This window comes from Arthrobacter sp. D3-18, from assembly GCF_054408525.1.
In genome coordinates this window covers 4,558,996-4,574,064 of sequence record NZ_CP096440.1, presented here as the reverse complement: position 1 = coordinate 4,574,064, position 15,069 = coordinate 4,558,996, and the positions used below count along the sequence as shown (strand labels likewise).

Below are 15,069 nucleotides of genomic sequence, written 5' to 3'. Positions count from 1 at the left end.
CGGAACGTCGAAAAGTAAGCCTCTGAAGGCTACTTTAGGCGTTCACGGTAGCGGTCGCAGATGCCTTGGCTGCCTCGATAACGCGGGAGTAAGCGAGTCCGCTGTCCTTCACCGTCCGTTCAAAGGTGTCGTAGTCCACACGAACAACCCCGAAGCGCTTGCCGTAACCCCAGGACCACTCGAAGTTGTCCAGGAGCGACCAAACGAAGTAGCCGCGCACGTCGGCGCCTTGGTCGAGTGCCTCACCAACAGCTGTGATGTGGTCGAGGACGAACTGGGTCCGCTCGGCGTCGTGGACTGCTCCGTCAGGACTGACGATGTCGTCGTACGCGGCGCCGTTTTCCGTGATGTACAGCGGCGGCAGCGTCGAGTACTCCTCGCCAAGGCGCACCAGGAGCTTCCGCAGTCCATCAGGGTTGACCTCCCAATTCATGGCCGTGCGTGGCAGGCCGCGGCTCGGGAAGGCGATATCTTCCGAACCGATCCAGCACGACGACGTCGAGCGCGTTGCGCCGCCCGAGTGGCCGTCTCCGTGTTCAGCAGTGGGGTGTCCGCTGATGAGGTCATCGTGGTAGTGGTTGACGCCCAGGAAATCGATGGGTGCACCGATAATTTCCAGGTCGCCGGGCTTGATGACGTCCCGAATGCCGAACTGCTTAAGGTCGTTGAGGGTGTCCTCCGGGTAAGCGCCACGGAGGATTGGATCGAGGAAGATCCGGTTCTGCAGCGAGTCGAACCGGCGCGCCGCATCGAGGTCCACGGGATCGGAAGGATCGCGCGGAATGGAGTTGCTGAGATTCAGTGTGATCCCCAATTGCTGCGCGCCGCGACTCCGCAGTTCGTTGACCACCAGGCCGTGGGCCAGATGCTGGTGGTGGATCGCCGCTACGGCCGCGTCCGGTTCCTGACGACCCGGAGCGTGCACGCCCGCCGCATAACCAAGGAGTGACGAGCAGAACGGTTCGTTGAATGTCGTCCAGTGCTGGACGCGATCCCCCAACGCCGAGTAGACAGCGTTTGCGTAGTCGACGAAACGGTAGGCGGTATCGCGGTTGGCCCAGCCGCCCTTTTCCTCCAGCGCCTGCGGCAGGTCCCAGTGGTAAAGCGTCAACCAAGGGAGGATACCGGCGTCGAGCAGTTCATCCACAAGGCGGGAGTAGAAGTCCAAGCCTTCGGCGTTCACTGTACGGCCACCTGGCCGGACGCGGGACCAGCTGGTGGAGAACCGGTAGGAATCCAGGCCCAGCTCTTTCATGATCCTGACGTCCTGGGGCATTCGGTGGTAGTGCTGCACCGCGTCCTTCAGCGTCTCGCCGTTGGCAATGGCACCCGGAACGCGGGCGAAAGCATCCCACACGGAATCTTCCTTGCCGCCCTCGTGGCTGGCGCCTTCCACCTGGGCTGCGGCGGTAGCCGAGCCCCAGATGAAGCCCTTGGGCCACACCCTGTTAAAAGGAGTGGTCGCTGGGTGGTTTGTTGCTTCGAATGGCATTAGCCCTTCACTGCTCCTTGCATGATTCCGGATATAAGTTGACGTCCCGCTATGACGAAGAGTGCCAGCAGCGGAAGAGTTGCCATGACGGCGCCGGCCAGGACGATCGAGTAGTCCACGTACCGCGCCGACTGCAGTTGGCTGAGTGCCGTCTGCAAGGTGGGGTTGCCGGCGTCGAGCACCAGCAGGGGCCACAGGAAATCAGTCCATGCCGTCATGAACGTAAACAGGCCGAGGATTGCCATGGCCGGGCGTGCGGCCGGGAGCGCCACGTGCCAGAAGGTGGAGATCATGGATGCGCCGTCCATGCGTGCCGACTCGATGAGCTCATCCGGAATGACGTCCACCAGATACTGCCGCATGAAGAAGACACCGAACGCCGTGACAAGGGTAGGGATGACGACGGCGCCGATCTCACCGGTCCAGCCCAGCGTGCGCATCAGCATGAACAACGGGATGATGCCGAGCTGCGTCGGAATGGCCATAGTGGCGATCACTGCCACCATCAGCCAGTTGCGGCCGCGGAAGCGCAGTTTGGCGAACGCGTACCCGGCCAGGGTGGAGAATCCCACCACCGAGACGGTGATGATGCCCGAGATCAGGACGCTGTTGCCGAGCGCGAGCCAGAACGGGATGGTGTCGAAGACTTCGCCAACGTTGGTCCAGAAGTTGCCGCCCGGGAGCAGCGGCGGCCAGGTTTCCCCGAGGGCTTCGTTGGAGCGGCTGCCGATGATCACGGACCACCAGAGCGGGTAGGCCGATGCCAGGAAGAATGCGAGCAGCAACCCATAAGTGAGGAAGCCGGGCCGTCGGCCGTTGCCAAAGAGTGCCTTCCGTGTGGCCAGGGAACGGGAGGTTCGCTGAAGGGCCGGTGCTTGTGGCCGGTTTTGCGTGAGGGTCATTGCCCGCTCCTCGGGGTTGGTTCTGGTCCGGTGGCCGGTTCTGCCGCTGCCGCCTGGGCCGGGAGGCCGACGTCGTCCGCTTTTACGTTCGCGGCGGAAGAACGCTTACGACGGCGGCGGCTGGCAGCACCGCGATCGTCGCCATTTGTGGCGATACGGCGTGAGATCAACCAGTTCACAATGCCGAAGAGCAGGATGATCAGGAACAGGAGCCACGCGATGGTGGAGGCCTTGCCGAAGTTCTGACGCTGGAAGGCCATCTCCCACAGGTACAGAACGGTGGTCTGGAACTGCCGTGCCGTTCCGCCGGCAGCCACGGGATCGAACAGTCGGGGCTCTGTGAAGATCTGCAGCCCGCCGATGGTGGCCGTGACAATGACGAACACCATGGTGGGTCGAATGCTGGGCAGGGTGATGCTGAAGAAGCGGCGGACGGAGCCGGCGCCGTCGATGGCTGCAGACTCGTAGATATCGCGCGGTACTGACTGCATGGCGGCCAGGAGGATCAGCGCGTTGTAGCCCGTCCAACGCCAGTTCACCATGGTGGCGATGGCGATGTGGCTGGGAAGGGTGTCGTTCTTCCACATGATGGGATCGATGCCGAAGCTCGACAGGATGTTGTTGATGAGCCCGTACTGCTCCCCGAACATGTTGGTGAAGATCATGGCGACGGCCACGGGAGTGACGACGTAGGGGAGCAGGATGCTCATGCGCCAGAAGGTCTTGGCTCGCAGGTTCTGGTCCAGGACCGCGGCAATGATGGTGGCCATGATCAGCTGGGGGATGGTGGAAATCAGGAAGATGCTGACGGTGTTAAAGAGGGAGTTCCAGAAGAACCTATCCTGCAGCACCTCAGCGAAGTTTTGGAATCCCACAAACTCTCCCTGGCCTTTGAGCAGATGCCAGTCGAAGAGCGAGACGAAGAACGTGTAGCCCAGGGGAAAGAGGCCCACCAAGGCAAACAGGATGAAGAACGGGGCGATGTAGAAGTAGGGTGACGCCTTCATGTCGAAGACGTTCAGGCGTTGGCGGAACGTCGGTTTCGGTTTGTTGGCGGCCGATCTGCTGGCTGCCGGGCGGTTCAATGTGGTGGTCATGGACGGGTCTCAGACTCTGTGAGGGGGCCTCCGGTTATCCCGGAGGCCCCACGGCCGGGTTCTGCTAGTTGTTGACCACGAGGTCGTTGAGGAGCTTGACGGCTTCATTCCAGGCCTCATCGGCCGTACCCTTGCCCGAATCGAGCATCTTGAGGGCAGGACCGAAGACGTTCTCCTGGATCACAGAGTCATCCGGACCCTTGAACTGGGCGATGACACCCTCGGCGCGGGACTCAAAGATTGCGCCATACGGGGCATTGTTGAACAGTTCGTTCGGCTTTGCTGCCTCGACGATCTTTGCCTGGGCTTCGAGGGTGCTGGGGAAGTTGTTCGCTGCAGCGGACTGCTTGATTTGCTGCTCAGGTGCGGTCAGCCATGCTGCCAGTTTGGCTGCTTCGGCGGGGTGCTTGGAGCTCTTGGGAACCGAGAGGAAAGCACCGCCCCAGTTGGAAGCGCCGCCGGGGAAGACATCGGCTACATCCCAGCCGCTGGCCGCCCCGCCACCTGCCGACTCGAGCTGACCCTTGATGGTTCCGAGCATCCACGCCGGGCAAACGTGCGTGGCGAAGGAACCGTCCACGAAAGCCTTGCCGTTACCCCAGTCGAATTGGGTCTGGTTGGAGGACAGGCCATCCGCGGTGCCAGCAGCGAGCATGTCGAACTTTGCCCGCATCTCCTTGTTGCCCTCAACGTTCAGCTTGCCGTCTTTGGTGTAGTAGCCCTCGTCCATCTGGTTGACCATGGAGTTCCAGACGAATCCGGACTGGTCATACCAGGCCTTGCCGGTGGCCTCTTTGTACTGGCGGCCGAGCTTGAAGTACGTATCCCAGGTTGCGTCCTTGCCGCCGAAGAGTTCGGCCACCTTTTCGCGATCGCTCGGCAGGCCGGCAGCTTCGAAAAGCTTGCCGTTGAAGCACAAGGCCTGCGGTCCGATGTCCGTGCCATAGCCGATCACGCGGCCGTTGGGGTCAGTGCCTTGCTTGTACTTCCAGTCCACCCAGTTGCCCTTGATGTCCTCAGCACCGTGCTCCTTGAGGTCCACGAACTGGTCCGAAACCTCCATGATGGAGCCCAGCCAGCCTTCCTCGATTGCCGTCACATCGCTAAGTCCGGAGCCCGCGGCGAGCTTGGTGAATGCATCGGTCCGGGCGTTGGAACCACGGTCAATGTTGGTGGCCTCGATGGTAACGCCGGGGTTCTGCTTCTCGTATTCGGCGTACAGGTCGTCGTATCCGAAAGTGCCGAAGGTGGTCACGGTCAATGTGACGGGGTTGTCGGCGCTCGCCGCCTTATCGCCTCCGCCGCTGCAGCCTGCCGCCACGAGGGCCAGAGAGGCTACGCCGGCCAGGGCAGTGAATTTCCTTAGTCGCGAAAACTCCACGATCACTCCTTTGTGTGTTCGAGCGGCCGTACGCCTAGGGCGAGAGAGCGCTCTCTGGGATGTGGGACCAATGTATGTGCTGCAAGTCACGTACGTCAAGAGAGCGCTCTCTCAAGATTGCTCTGCGTCTCCGGAAGTCCATGGCAGCCGCTCGGGCGGAGGTGGTGCAACTAATGCTGAATTGCGTACTATAAGAAGCGATTGGGAGGTCCTATGCAGCTGCAGAACCCATTGAGGGCGATTTGTCCCACGCTCGAAGCTGATGTCCTCATGGCATTGGCGGACGGTCGTCCAAGCACGCCTGGGCATCTGATTCGGGAGCGAGGCATCCAGGCCTCCGTGTCCGGCACCCGGCGATGCTTGGAGCGTCTTCAAGAAAGCGGCATTGTGGTGGGATCTCAGGTCGGAAACCGAACCGAGTATGTTCTGAATTCGTCCCATATGCTCGCCAGTGTCATTGCTGAAGCGTCCCGAGGCAGGGATCGCTTGACGCGTTTTGTTTCTCAAGCAATAAACCGATGGCCGGACCGCCCCCTGCAGGTCACCCTTTTTGGTTCAGCGGCACGCGGGGACATGCGTAATGACTCCGATATCGACTTGCTGTTCATCATTCACGACGGCGCCAGCGACGGGCTTCACGAGCAGATTGGTAATTTGGCCGTTGATGTCTACCATCTCACCGGTAACGACGTTCGCCCTATGACCTACGAAGCGTCCGAAATTCGACAGGCACCGATATTCGAGTCGATTATGAGGGAGGGCATTCACGTTTGCGGTGACCGCAATTGGTTGTCGCGCCGACTCCGTGATTCGGTGGCTGCCTAGTGGCGGCGCGGTCGGACGCCAGTGCGCGGCTTGAGGATTCAAGGGCTTTCCTTGAAGCAGCCGATACAATCAACACCCTGAATTCCGGAGAAGCTTATGCAGACGTCATTGCTACCTTGGCGGTCCACGCAGGCATAGCAGCGGCGGATGCTTTTTGTTTGCTGGAGCTGGGCCGTCACTCCAAGTCCGACAATCATGCAGATGCGATAAAAGTGCTAAAAGAAGCCGGGGGTGAGAATGCGATTCTTGCCCGCCTGTTGGGTGAAAAGACAAAAGCCGGATACAACGTTTCGAGTCTCACCCGGGCCAAGTCCAGCAAGTGCATTGAGTGGGCTTCAAGGTTGGTTATTGCTGCTGAATCAAAATTCTCCCGGCAATGAACAGCATGCAAGTTGTGGATGCCGCGCTCACTGGAGCGGTGCGCGGCGTTGTTGGCGGAAGTGGGAGTGTGAGTTTGGATAGTAGGCTGGGCTGAACCACGTGGGGGCGCCGGTTCCTCCCGCATGCCGAAGGAATCGTCGAATGAAGTTCTCCATGTCCAGCCACTCAGGTCTCCCGAAGAGTTCAGCCAAACCGCCGACACGGGGGTTTACCGGCGCTAAAGCGGCCGCTGTCCTGCTCGCCACCATGCTTGTCGCCGCGTCTGGTGCAACGGTGGCCACCGCCTCCGAAGAAGCGCCAGCCGCCCAAAACGACCACGCCATGGGATCGACCATTCGTGGTCATGAAAGTGCAGGCCAATTGTTCTCCATTCAGGCCACAGAGTCCGCTTCAGCAGTGCCGGGTGTGCCCGGTATGGATGTCAGTAGCCACCAAGGGGTGGTGGACTGGACCAAGGCTGCAGCAAACGGGGCCAAGTTTGCGTACGTCAAAGCCAGCGAGGGGACCGAATACAGCAATCCGTACTTCGCCGACCAGTACGCCGGAGCTGCTTCCGCCGGGATGCTGCGCGGCGCTTACCATTTCGCGCTTCCCAACGCGTCTTCGGGCGCCGCTCAAGCCAGCTATTTCCTCCAGAGCGGTGCAGCCTGGACTCCGGATGGAGAAACACTGCCTGCGCTGCTGGACCTCGAATACAACCCCTACGGCAGCGCATGTTATGGAATGAGCCCTGGCGAGATGGTGTCGTGGGTTTCCGATTTCGCCACCACCATCCTGTCGCGAACCGGCCGCCTTCCTGCCATCTACACCACCACCGACTGGTGGAATACCTGCACGGGTAGGGCCAATGGCTTCGGGAACCACCCTCTGCACATCGCCAGCTGGGCATCGACACCCGGGGCGCTGCCAGCTGGTTGGAATGCCTACACCTTGTGGCAGCACGCCGATTCCGGCGTGTTCCCGGGTGATCAGAATGTCTTCAACGGTACCGTCGGGCAGTTGACGGCCTTCGCCAGCAACCCAGGCCCCATTTTCTCCGACATATCCGGCGGGCAGTTCACCACCGAAGTCAATTGGCTCGGATCCCGCGGCATTTCAACAGGATGGACCGAGGCCAACGGAGCCAGGACCTACCGACCCTTGGCCCCCGTAGCCCGTGACGCTATGGCTGCTTTCCTGTATCGACTGGAAGGTAGCCCGGAGTTCAACGCCCCCACCAAGTCGCCTTTTACCGACGTAGCCACTACCAACCCGTTCTACAAGCAGATCACCTGGCTTGCCAGCAAGGGCATCAGTACCGGATGGATCGAGGCGGATGGGACCAAGACGTATCGCCCGCTTGAACCGGTAGCCCGCGACGCCATGGCCGCATTCATGTACAGGCTGGCCGGTTCGCCGGAGTTCACCGCCCCCGCAGAGTCGCCGTTTGCCGATGTTGCTACCAACAACCCGTTCTACAAGCAGATCACGTGGCTCGCCAGCAGCGGCATCAGTTCCGGATGGACCGAAACCAATGGGACCAAGACCTACAGGCCCTTTGAACCGGTGGCCCGCGACGCCATGGCCGCGTTCATGAGCCGTTTCGACGACAAATTCGGGGACCAGTAAGGGCGGCTCCCGCCTTGGTGCCTCATCCGCAATTTGCCGGAAGGAAGCCCTACTTCCCCTTCTTCGCACCCCGCTTAGAAGCAGCATTTATCGCCGACTTCACCGCAGGCGGCAGCCCTGCCGTCTCGGTCTCAGGCTCAGCGACGGTCCCGCGCCACCGAGCCAGCCCCTTCATGCCGTGATAAATCACCAGTGCAGCGGCTGATCCTAGGGCAATGCCGGTGAACTTCAGTTCGCCGATGGTCCACGTGTAGTCCGCGATGCCGATGATCAGGGCCACAGCAGCCGTGGTCAGGTTGATCGGGTTGGAGAAGTTGACCTTGTTCTGCACCCAGATCTTTACGCCGAGCACGCCAATCATGCCGTACAGCATGGTTGCGGCACCGCCCAGAACGCCGGCCGGAACGGTAGCGATTAGTTCGCCGAATTTCGGGGAGAAGCTCAGCAGGATGGCGAAGATACCGGCTACCCAATAGGCCGCCGTCGAGTAGACCTTGGTGGCGGCCATGACGCCGATGTTCTCCGCGTAAGTCGTGGTACCGGAACCGCCGCCAAAGCCGGCAAGTACGGTAGCGGCGCCGTCGGCCATCAGCGCGCGGCCGGAGACGCCGTCGAGGTTTTGGCCGGTCATCGCGGCCACCGACTTCACGTGTCCCACGTTTTCAGCCACGAGCACCAGCACAACCGGCACGAACAGCCCCACCACGCCAAGGTGGAATTCCGGGGTCTGGAATAGTGGGAGGCCAATCCAAGCAGCGGCGTCCATCTTTTCGTAGCTGACCTCGCCGCGCATCATGGCAACGACATAGCCAACCACGACGCCCACCAGAATGCTCAGGCGCCCCAGAATTCCGCGGAAGAGCACACTGACCAGGATGATCGTCACCAGTGTGATCAGCGCCGTGACGGGAGCGGCGTCGAAGTTGTTCTTCGCGGCTGGCGCGAGGTTCAGGCCGATCAGCGCCACAATCGCGCCGGTGACAATCGGCGGCATGAGCCGATTGATCCATTCGGCGCCAAACTTCTGCACGATCGCACCAATAAGCGCCAGTACGACGCCGGCAAGCACCACGCCGCCCAAGGCGCCACTGACGCCGTACTGCTGCTGTGACGCCATGATCGGGGCGATGAACGCGAAGCTTGAACCCAGGTAGCTGGGCACGCGGCCCTTGGTGATCACCAGGAAGAGCAGGGTACCGATACCGGAGAAAAGCAGTGTGGTTGCCGGCGGCATGCCCGTGATGATGGGGACCAGGAACGTGGCGCCGAACATGGCTGCTACGTGCTGCATTCCGATGCCGATGGTCAAGGGCCACGCAAGCCGCTCGTCGGGAGCCACCACGTGGCCGGGGCGAATGGACTTGCCGTTGCCGTGGAGCTTCCATTTGATGCCGAGCATGCTCATGGCGGGGCCTTCCTCAGAAGAGTATTGGGATTCGGTGCAACATTACCGCCAAATGCGCACCCACATGAGGCGCTTTAGCGAGGAACCAGCCTGAACAGGAACCTGGTTTTCACCATCACCCAAAGTATGGCGAGCAAGGCGATATACACGGCGGTGTTCAGCCAGAGGTTACCGTCCCGCAGCACAGGGATGTTGGCGATGGCCACAATGAAGAACACGTGCATGATGAACACGTACAGGGTGGCTTGGCCCAGAGGTATGAAGAACCAGCCAACGGCGCGTGCCAGCGGCTTCCAAAAGACACTGAGCAATGCATACAAGGCGATGGTTATAAGGAAGACGTTGAGCACCCGTCCCGGCCCAAGATAAGTCCGGCTGAAGAAGGTGTCGTAGACGTACCTGAACGTCGTTTCTGGGATAAGCGCGAGCCGGAAGTCCAGCTGGTTGGTCATATAGGGACCGCTCCAGGAGAAGACGGCACAGGCAGCCGCCAGGAAAATGCACATGCCAAGCAGTAGGCGCCGTCGCGGTTCGGCAAACCACTGGATGATTTGATGTCGATAGAACCCGGCGGTCATTCCCACAACGAACAGGAGCTGCCACACGAGAAGCGGGAATGAATCCTCGAACTGCGAAGGCAGCAGGCGGAAGCGAAAGATCGACCCCGCGATGTAGAGGCCGACGCTGAGCGTGAGGACAAGCCAGGTAAACCCGCGGGATAGCGCCACGAGGATTAGGGGGCTGATGAGCAACAGAACGACGTAGAGGCCCATGATGTTGAACTGCCACGGCCCAACCTGCAGCATTAGGAGCGCCGGGATGAGCCCTTGCGGGACGGGGAACTGCAGCAACCCCTCCATGCCGGCGTAGAGGTCGTACGTAGTGCCCGCAGCCGCGCGTCCTGCCCCGCCGGTTCCTTGGTCGGTGAAAGTGGTCACCGCTGCGGCGTTGATGAAGGGCAGCAGGCTCAATCCGTACACCATCAGGACCACGGCAAGGGCTGTGAAATACAACTTCCAGGCGCGCTTTGTGGTTCCATCCACCACGTCCCCGAGTTCTGTAGCAATCCGGGGCCCGTAGACCATGCCTAAAACCACTCCGGAGAGCATGACGAACAGCTCCGCTCCGGAAACTACTCCGAGGGTTTCCTGGCTCAGCAGTTGGAAGACGGAGTTGATGCCTACATGGTTTACCACCACAAACACGATCGCCAGTCCGCGGAGCATGTCAATCCGTGCATCACGCTTACCCGTGCCGGTGTAGGACCACTTGTTGGCGAAAGCCCGGGAGGACAGCAGCCATAACGCCGCGACCGCTACCAGGACTGATCCGGCCGAAGCCCACGCAGCCCAGCCCTGGATGACCGTGCCTGTCTTCGGCTGCGGTGCCTCGACACCAGGCACGTTCTCCAAGCCCCGCTCAGTGACAGGTCCAATGGTGAGGCCTGAGGTGTCCAACGAGGTTCGGAAGGGGTCGGCAAGTGAGGTCTCGGCCGTGGCCCTCCAATCGATGGGCACCCCACCCGGTTCGCGCACATCCGTGGTTTCGTTCCAGACCACAGCCCGGACGGACCCATTCCCCGGCTCCGCAACAGAGGCGAAAACCTGGTGCCACCACGTTTCCTTAACATCGAGCTCAGCGGCGCCACCGGCCCCGGGCGAGTAGAAAGCTCCGGTTTCAACCACCAGGGGCTTGGTGCGGGCTTGGACGAAGGTGCTGTAAAAGTTGTCGGTTCCGCCCTCGCCGCTGGAGGTTCCGCCGCTGGAAGCATGGAGAGCGTCATTGAACTCGCCCGCCGCGGGCAGGGTATTGCTGGCCACGCCGGCGCCGGTTGTGTCGTGATAAACGGACAAGCCAACCCAGTCCACCACGTCATCACCCGGATAGTACGGCTCAAATGCGGAATCGTCCTGATCCCAGATACCGTTCCCGCTGGTGTCCAAGGATGCCAGGGGCACCTCCTTGGGAGGGGTGGACGTGGCGGCCTGGAAGGGATAGTCCTTCTCCGCTGTCGGAGACCACACCATCACGGGATCCGGCAGGGTGGCCCTCAGCGCGGCAGCGACCTTGTCGAAAGCAGCCCGGTAAGCTTCCGGCTCTTGTCCCCAGCTGACCCACGGTGCGTTCATTTCCGGTGCGAAGCGGACGAAAACTTTCCCCCGGAAGCCAGCTGCCGCCGTCGTGATGTGACTGGCAAAAATGGACGCAACGTCGTTGTTGATGTCCTTCAGGTCGATCCCGGGGCGGACCGTGAGCAGCGCGTGCGAGCCCTGGTCGGCGATCTGGGAGAAATAGCCCTTCAGGTATTCGCCGCCGCCTTCGTCCACGGGCATGGACACGTTCTGACCGTAGAGTGCCGCGGGCGCACCAAGTCTCTGCGCGTAATCGGCCGCTGAATCCTTGTCCCAGTCGAGCAATGCACCAAAGAACCGTGTTCCGGGATCCTCGACGCCGGGCTGTTGAACGGAGTTGGAATTCTGAACGGAGCCCCAAGCCTGCGCGGTTGGCATCAGGAACATCACCAGAAGCATGGCAAGAACAGCCAGCGCCCGCTGACGGGCAGCTAGGGGAAAGGTTGGCATCAGGCCCCTTCTGGTGTCGTCATTCCCACGGCTGAACGTCCCCCAAGCGGGCGGCAGCTCGTATGCATGATGCTACCGACTTTCGCGCTGTGCCCAACGTCACGGGCCGTCATGGGAAGAGGACAACGGAAGTTGAAGTTGCAACCATGGAAAGCAGAAGTGCCTGGCCTGCTCAGGGTCAGGCCCAGCGAAAGGTTCAAGAAATGACGATCGCCCACGAAGAAGCAGTCATTGACGCCGCAGCAGTCGACGCCATTTTTGCCGAAGCCCGTACCGCCAACAGCTTCGCCGGTGAGGTCACCGACGAGCAAGCCCGCGCCATCTACGAGCTCACCAAGTTCGGCCCCACTGCCTTCAATTCCCAGCCGCTCCGCGTGACCTACGTCCGCTCGGACGAGGCCCGGGCCAAGCTCGTCGACACCCTCTCCAACGGCAACAAGGCCAAGACCGCCTCAGCTCCGCTGGTCGCCATCCTGTCCTACGACACCGACTGGCAGGGTCAGTGGGACAAGTTCCTCCCCGCCTACGGCGCGCCCAAGGCCATGTACGACGCCGATCCCGCTTTCGCCGCTGCTACGGGCAACAACAACGCCCACCTGCAGGCCGGCTACTTCATCCTCGCCGTGCGCTCGCTCGGTTTCGCTGCCGGCCCGATGACCGGTGCCGACTTCGCCGCCATCGACGCCGAGTTCTTCCCGGCTGGCGACCAGAAGAGCTTCCTCGTGGTCAACATCGGCCAGCCGGGCCCGGACGCCTGGGGCGAAGCCAAGCCGAAGTTCGCTTACGACGATGTTGTTCGCACCGTCTAAGTTTTTTCGATAGCAGAAACGCCCGCTCACGGTCCTTGTGTGCGGGCGTTTTGCTTCCCTGTTGCTTCCCTGACCCCCCCAGTCCATTGCTCTCGCACATCCCTAGGGTTTGAGCCCATCGCTCTCGCACATCCCTAGGGCTTGAGCCCGACGCTCTTTCACATCTCTGGGGCTTACGGCCGACGCTCTTTCACTCCTGTCGGGTTCCATTACTCCGATCCCGTTTATCCGGCACTCCCTGCTTGTTCGACTTCAGATGTAGGTGATAGAGCGACTCGCTGAAACCCGCGGGATGTGAGAGAGGATCGGGGATTTAGGGCAGGGATGTGAGAGATGGTTTGTGCTTCCCACTTCCCGCTGGACGGGTGGCAAACTATGCCTATGCGGAACCTCATCTGGGTGGCGTTCACGGAGCCCGTCTCGCCAGGGCTGGTTTTTCCGCGCAGCGATTGGCCGCTTCACATCACGCTGCTAAGGTTCGACGTCGGCTCCGACGTGAGCGCCGACGTCGCCAATGTCCTTGCGGACCTGGCCGAAGCGCCCGTCAAGGGTGCGCTGGGAACCCACCTGAGAGTGGGCGAAGAGGCGGATTTCGGGCATATGGGGTCCATCCCGGTGAGCCTGATCGAGCACAACCCGCTGCTTCAGGGCCTTCATGAGGAGATCGTCGAGGCAGCGAACACCGTAGGCGGGCGCATTGCTACTCCCAACTACGTCTTGGAACGCTATCGGCCGCACATCTCGCATCACGACGGCAAGCGTCCCAAGCCCGGAGACGTCGTCGTGCTTGATCAGGTAGCGCTGGTGGACATGGCCCCGGAAGGCGACCACACCATCAGGCGCATCCTCAGGCTCTGGACGCAGGACGCCCAGAGCCACTGAGGAAGCTACGCGATAACCCCGTCCACCAGCGCCTTGGCCTCTTGCTGAACCTGCGCGAGGTGGTCCGCGCCCTTGAAGGACTCGGCGTAGATCTTGTACACGTCTTCGGTGCCGGAGGGGCGGGCCGCGAACCAGGCATTCTCGGTGACCACCTTGAGACCGCCGATCGAGGCGCCGTTGCCGGGAGCCTCGGTGAGCTTGGCCGTGATCTCTTCGCCGGCAAGGGATGTAGCGGTGACATCAGCGGCGGAGAGCTTGCTCAGCTTGGATTTCTGCTCGCGGGAGGCCGCGGCGTCGATGCGGGCGTAAACGGGAGCACCGAACTGGTCAGTCAGGCCCTTGTACAGCTGCGATGGAGACTGGCCCGTAACAGCCGTGATCTCGGACGCCAGCAGTGCCAGCAGAATGCCGTCCTTGTCCGTGGTCCACACGCTGCCGTCGAGCTTGTTGAAGGACGCGCCGGCTGACTCTTCGCCACCGAAGGCGCCTTCACCGGACAGCAGACCCGGAACAAACCACTTGAAGCCAACGGGAACCTCAACCAGCTTGCGGCCGAGCCCGCCCGCAACACGGTCAATAATCGACGACGACACCAGGGTCTTGCCCACCACGGACTCCGGGTTCCAGCCGCTGCGGTTCCGGTACAGGTAGTCGATGGCGACGGCGAGGTAGTGGTTCGGGTTCATCAGCCCACCCACCCCATCAACAAGAGGTGTGACGATGCCGTGGCGGTCAGCGTCGGCGTCGTTACCCGTGGCGACGTCATAGGCGGCAGTGCCATCGGCGCCAGGGGCCATCCGCTTAATGAGGGACGCCATGGCCGACGGCGATGAGCAGTCCATGCGGATCTTCTCGTCCCAGTCGAGGGTCATGAAGGCCCACTGCGGATCTACGGTGGGGTTCACAACCGTGAGGTTGAGCTGGTGGCGCTCGCCGATCTCGCCCCAGTAGTCAACGGAGGCGCCGCCCATGGGATCAGCACCGATGCGCACGCCGGCGTTGCGGATCGCCTCAAGGTTCAGCACGGACGGGAGATCGTCCACGTAGCTGGAGAGGAAGTCGAACTTGCCGGTGGTGTCGGCGGCCAGAGCATCGTTGAGCGGCATGCGCTTGACGCCGCGGAGGCCGTTCTCGAGGAGTTGGTTGGCGCGGTCGGCGATCCATCCGGTGGCGTCGGTGTCGGCCGGGCCGCCGTGGGGCGGGTTGTACTTGAAGCCGCCGTCGCCGGGCGGGTTGTGGCTGGGGGTGACCACGATGCCGTCAGCTTGGGGTGTTCCCGGCGCGGCTTCGCGGTTGTATTTGAGGATCGCGTGGCTCAGTGCCGGCGTCGGGGTGTAACCGTGGCGGGCGTCCACCAGGACGGTCACGCCGTTGGCAGCCAGCACTTCCAGCGCGGAGTTCTGTGCAGGCTCGCTGAGGGCATGGGTGTCGCGGCCGATGAATAGCGGTCCGGTGATGCCCTGACGGCCGCGATATTCAACGATTGCCTGGGTGATCGCGAGGATGTGCGGCTCGTTGAAAGACGCCTTCAAACTGGATCCGCGGTGCCCGGACGTTCCAAACGCCACGCGCTGCGCAGGGTCGCCCAAATCCGGAGTTACGTCGAAATACGCGTCCAGCAGGGCTGTGATGTCAACAAGGTCCTGGGGAAGGGCAACTGTGCCCGCTCGGCTAGCCATGGGGTCCAGCATGCCAGACCATGGGG

General features: G+C 61.8%; 12 protein-coding genes. 5 read left to right on the top strand and 7 right to left on the bottom strand.

The annotated features are described in order from the left end of the window. Window positions 1-34 precede the first annotated feature (34 nt). From M1D89_RS23500 to M1D89_RS23485, 4 genes are all read right to left on the bottom strand, one after another. A complete protein-coding gene (locus M1D89_RS23500; protein WP_498647465.1) occupies window positions 35-1,492 on the bottom strand; it encodes a GH1 family beta-glucosidase in 1,458 nt (485 codons plus the stop codon). Beyond that, window positions 1,492-2,394, bottom strand: coding sequence for a carbohydrate ABC transporter permease (locus tag M1D89_RS23495; protein ID WP_091464426.1), 903 nt, complete (start codon window positions 2,392-2,394; stop codon window positions 1,492-1,494). Before M1D89_RS23495 ends, M1D89_RS23500 begins: the two co-directional genes overlap by 1 nt. After that, entirely contained in the window at window positions 2,391-3,491 is a 1,101-nt protein-coding gene (locus tag M1D89_RS23490; RefSeq protein WP_498647463.1) for a carbohydrate ABC transporter permease, read from the bottom strand. The genes M1D89_RS23495 and M1D89_RS23490 overlap by 4 nt, the downstream gene beginning before the upstream one ends. Window positions 3,492-3,555: 64 nt before the next feature. Next, window positions 3,556-4,872 carry an ABC transporter substrate-binding protein gene (locus tag M1D89_RS23485; RefSeq protein ID WP_498647462.1) on the bottom strand — a complete coding sequence of 439 codons (1,317 nt, stop codon included), beginning with the start codon at window positions 4,870-4,872 and terminating at the stop codon, window positions 3,556-3,558. Between the two features lie 213 nt (window positions 4,873-5,085). On the opposite strand from M1D89_RS23485, the gene M1D89_RS23480 reads away from it, so the two are divergent. The 3 genes from M1D89_RS23480 to M1D89_RS23470 all read left to right on the top strand — a co-directional run bounded on the left by M1D89_RS23480 (window position 5,086) and on the right by M1D89_RS23470 (window position 7,686). Further along, complete coding sequence (locus M1D89_RS23480; protein WP_498647461.1) at window positions 5,086-5,697, top strand: nucleotidyltransferase domain-containing protein; 612 nt, start codon at window positions 5,086-5,088, stop codon at window positions 5,695-5,697. Beyond that, complete coding sequence (locus M1D89_RS23475) at window positions 5,697-6,077, top strand: HEPN domain-containing protein (RefSeq protein WP_498647460.1); 381 nt, start codon at window positions 5,697-5,699, stop codon at window positions 6,075-6,077. The genes M1D89_RS23480 and M1D89_RS23475 overlap by 1 nt, the downstream gene beginning before the upstream one ends. A 142-nt stretch (window positions 6,078-6,219) precedes the next feature. After that, a complete protein-coding gene (locus M1D89_RS23470) occupies window positions 6,220-7,686 on the top strand; it encodes a GH25 family lysozyme (protein ID WP_498647459.1) in 1,467 nt (488 codons plus the stop codon). A 49-nt stretch (window positions 7,687-7,735) separates the two neighbouring features. Here M1D89_RS23470 and M1D89_RS23465 read toward each other — a convergent pair whose 3' ends face one another. Together M1D89_RS23465 and opgC are read right to left on the bottom strand one after the other, a co-directional pair. Continuing rightward, window positions 7,736-9,091, bottom strand: coding sequence for a uracil-xanthine permease family protein (locus M1D89_RS23465; RefSeq protein ID WP_498647457.1), 1,356 nt, complete (start codon window positions 9,089-9,091; stop codon window positions 7,736-7,738). 74 nt (window positions 9,092-9,165) lie between these two features. Next, a complete protein-coding gene (gene opgC / locus M1D89_RS23460) occupies window positions 9,166-11,673 on the bottom strand; it encodes an OpgC domain-containing protein (protein WP_498647456.1) in 2,508 nt (835 codons plus the stop codon). Between the two features lie 203 nt (window positions 11,674-11,876). On the opposite strand from opgC, the gene M1D89_RS23455 reads away from it, so the two are divergent. Next, window positions 11,877-12,482 carry a malonic semialdehyde reductase gene (locus M1D89_RS23455; protein WP_498647454.1) on the top strand — a complete coding sequence of 202 codons (606 nt, stop codon included), beginning with the start codon at window positions 11,877-11,879 and terminating at the stop codon, window positions 12,480-12,482. Between the two features lie 381 nt (window positions 12,483-12,863). After that, complete coding sequence (locus M1D89_RS23450; protein ID WP_498647452.1) at window positions 12,864-13,364, top strand: 2'-5' RNA ligase family protein; 501 nt, start codon at window positions 12,864-12,866, stop codon at window positions 13,362-13,364. A gap of 5 nt (window positions 13,365-13,369) precedes the next feature. On the opposite strand, the gene pgm is transcribed toward M1D89_RS23450, so the two are convergent. Beyond that, a complete protein-coding gene (gene pgm, locus M1D89_RS23445; protein ID WP_498647450.1) occupies window positions 13,370-15,043 on the bottom strand; it encodes a phosphoglucomutase (alpha-D-glucose-1,6-bisphosphate-dependent) in 1,674 nt (557 codons plus the stop codon). Between the last annotated feature and the right edge of the window lie 26 nt (window positions 15,044-15,069).

Excerpts from the sequence above, each read along its gene's own strand:
- M1D89_RS23500 (WP_498647465.1), bottom strand. The coding sequence starts at position 1,492 with ATGCCATTCGAAGCAACAAACCACCCAGCGACCACTCCTTTTAACAGG.
- M1D89_RS23495 (WP_091464426.1), bottom strand. The coding sequence starts at position 2,394 with ATGACCCTCACGCAAAACCGGCCACAAGCACCGGCCCTTCAGCGAACC.
- M1D89_RS23490 (WP_498647463.1), bottom strand. The coding sequence starts at position 3,491 with ATGACCACCACATTGAACCGCCCGGCAGCCAGCAGATCGGCCGCCAAC.
- M1D89_RS23480 (WP_498647461.1), top strand. The coding sequence starts at position 5,086 with ATGCAGCTGCAGAACCCATTGAGGGCGATTTGTCCCACGCTCGAAGCT.
- M1D89_RS23470 (WP_498647459.1), top strand. The coding sequence starts at position 6,220 with ATGAAGTTCTCCATGTCCAGCCACTCAGGTCTCCCGAAGAGTTCAGCC.
- M1D89_RS23465 (WP_498647457.1), bottom strand. The coding sequence starts at position 9,091 with ATGAGCATGCTCGGCATCAAATGGAAGCTCCACGGCAACGGCAAGTCC.
- opgC (WP_498647456.1), bottom strand. The coding sequence starts at position 11,673 with ATGCCAACCTTTCCCCTAGCTGCCCGTCAGCGGGCGCTGGCTGTTCTT.
- M1D89_RS23455 (WP_498647454.1), top strand. The coding sequence starts at position 11,877 with ATGACGATCGCCCACGAAGAAGCAGTCATTGACGCCGCAGCAGTCGAC.
- M1D89_RS23450 (WP_498647452.1), top strand. The coding sequence starts at position 12,864 with ATGCGGAACCTCATCTGGGTGGCGTTCACGGAGCCCGTCTCGCCAGGG.
- pgm (WP_498647450.1), bottom strand. The coding sequence starts at position 15,043 with ATGGCTAGCCGAGCGGGCACAGTTGCCCTTCCCCAGGACCTTGTTGAC.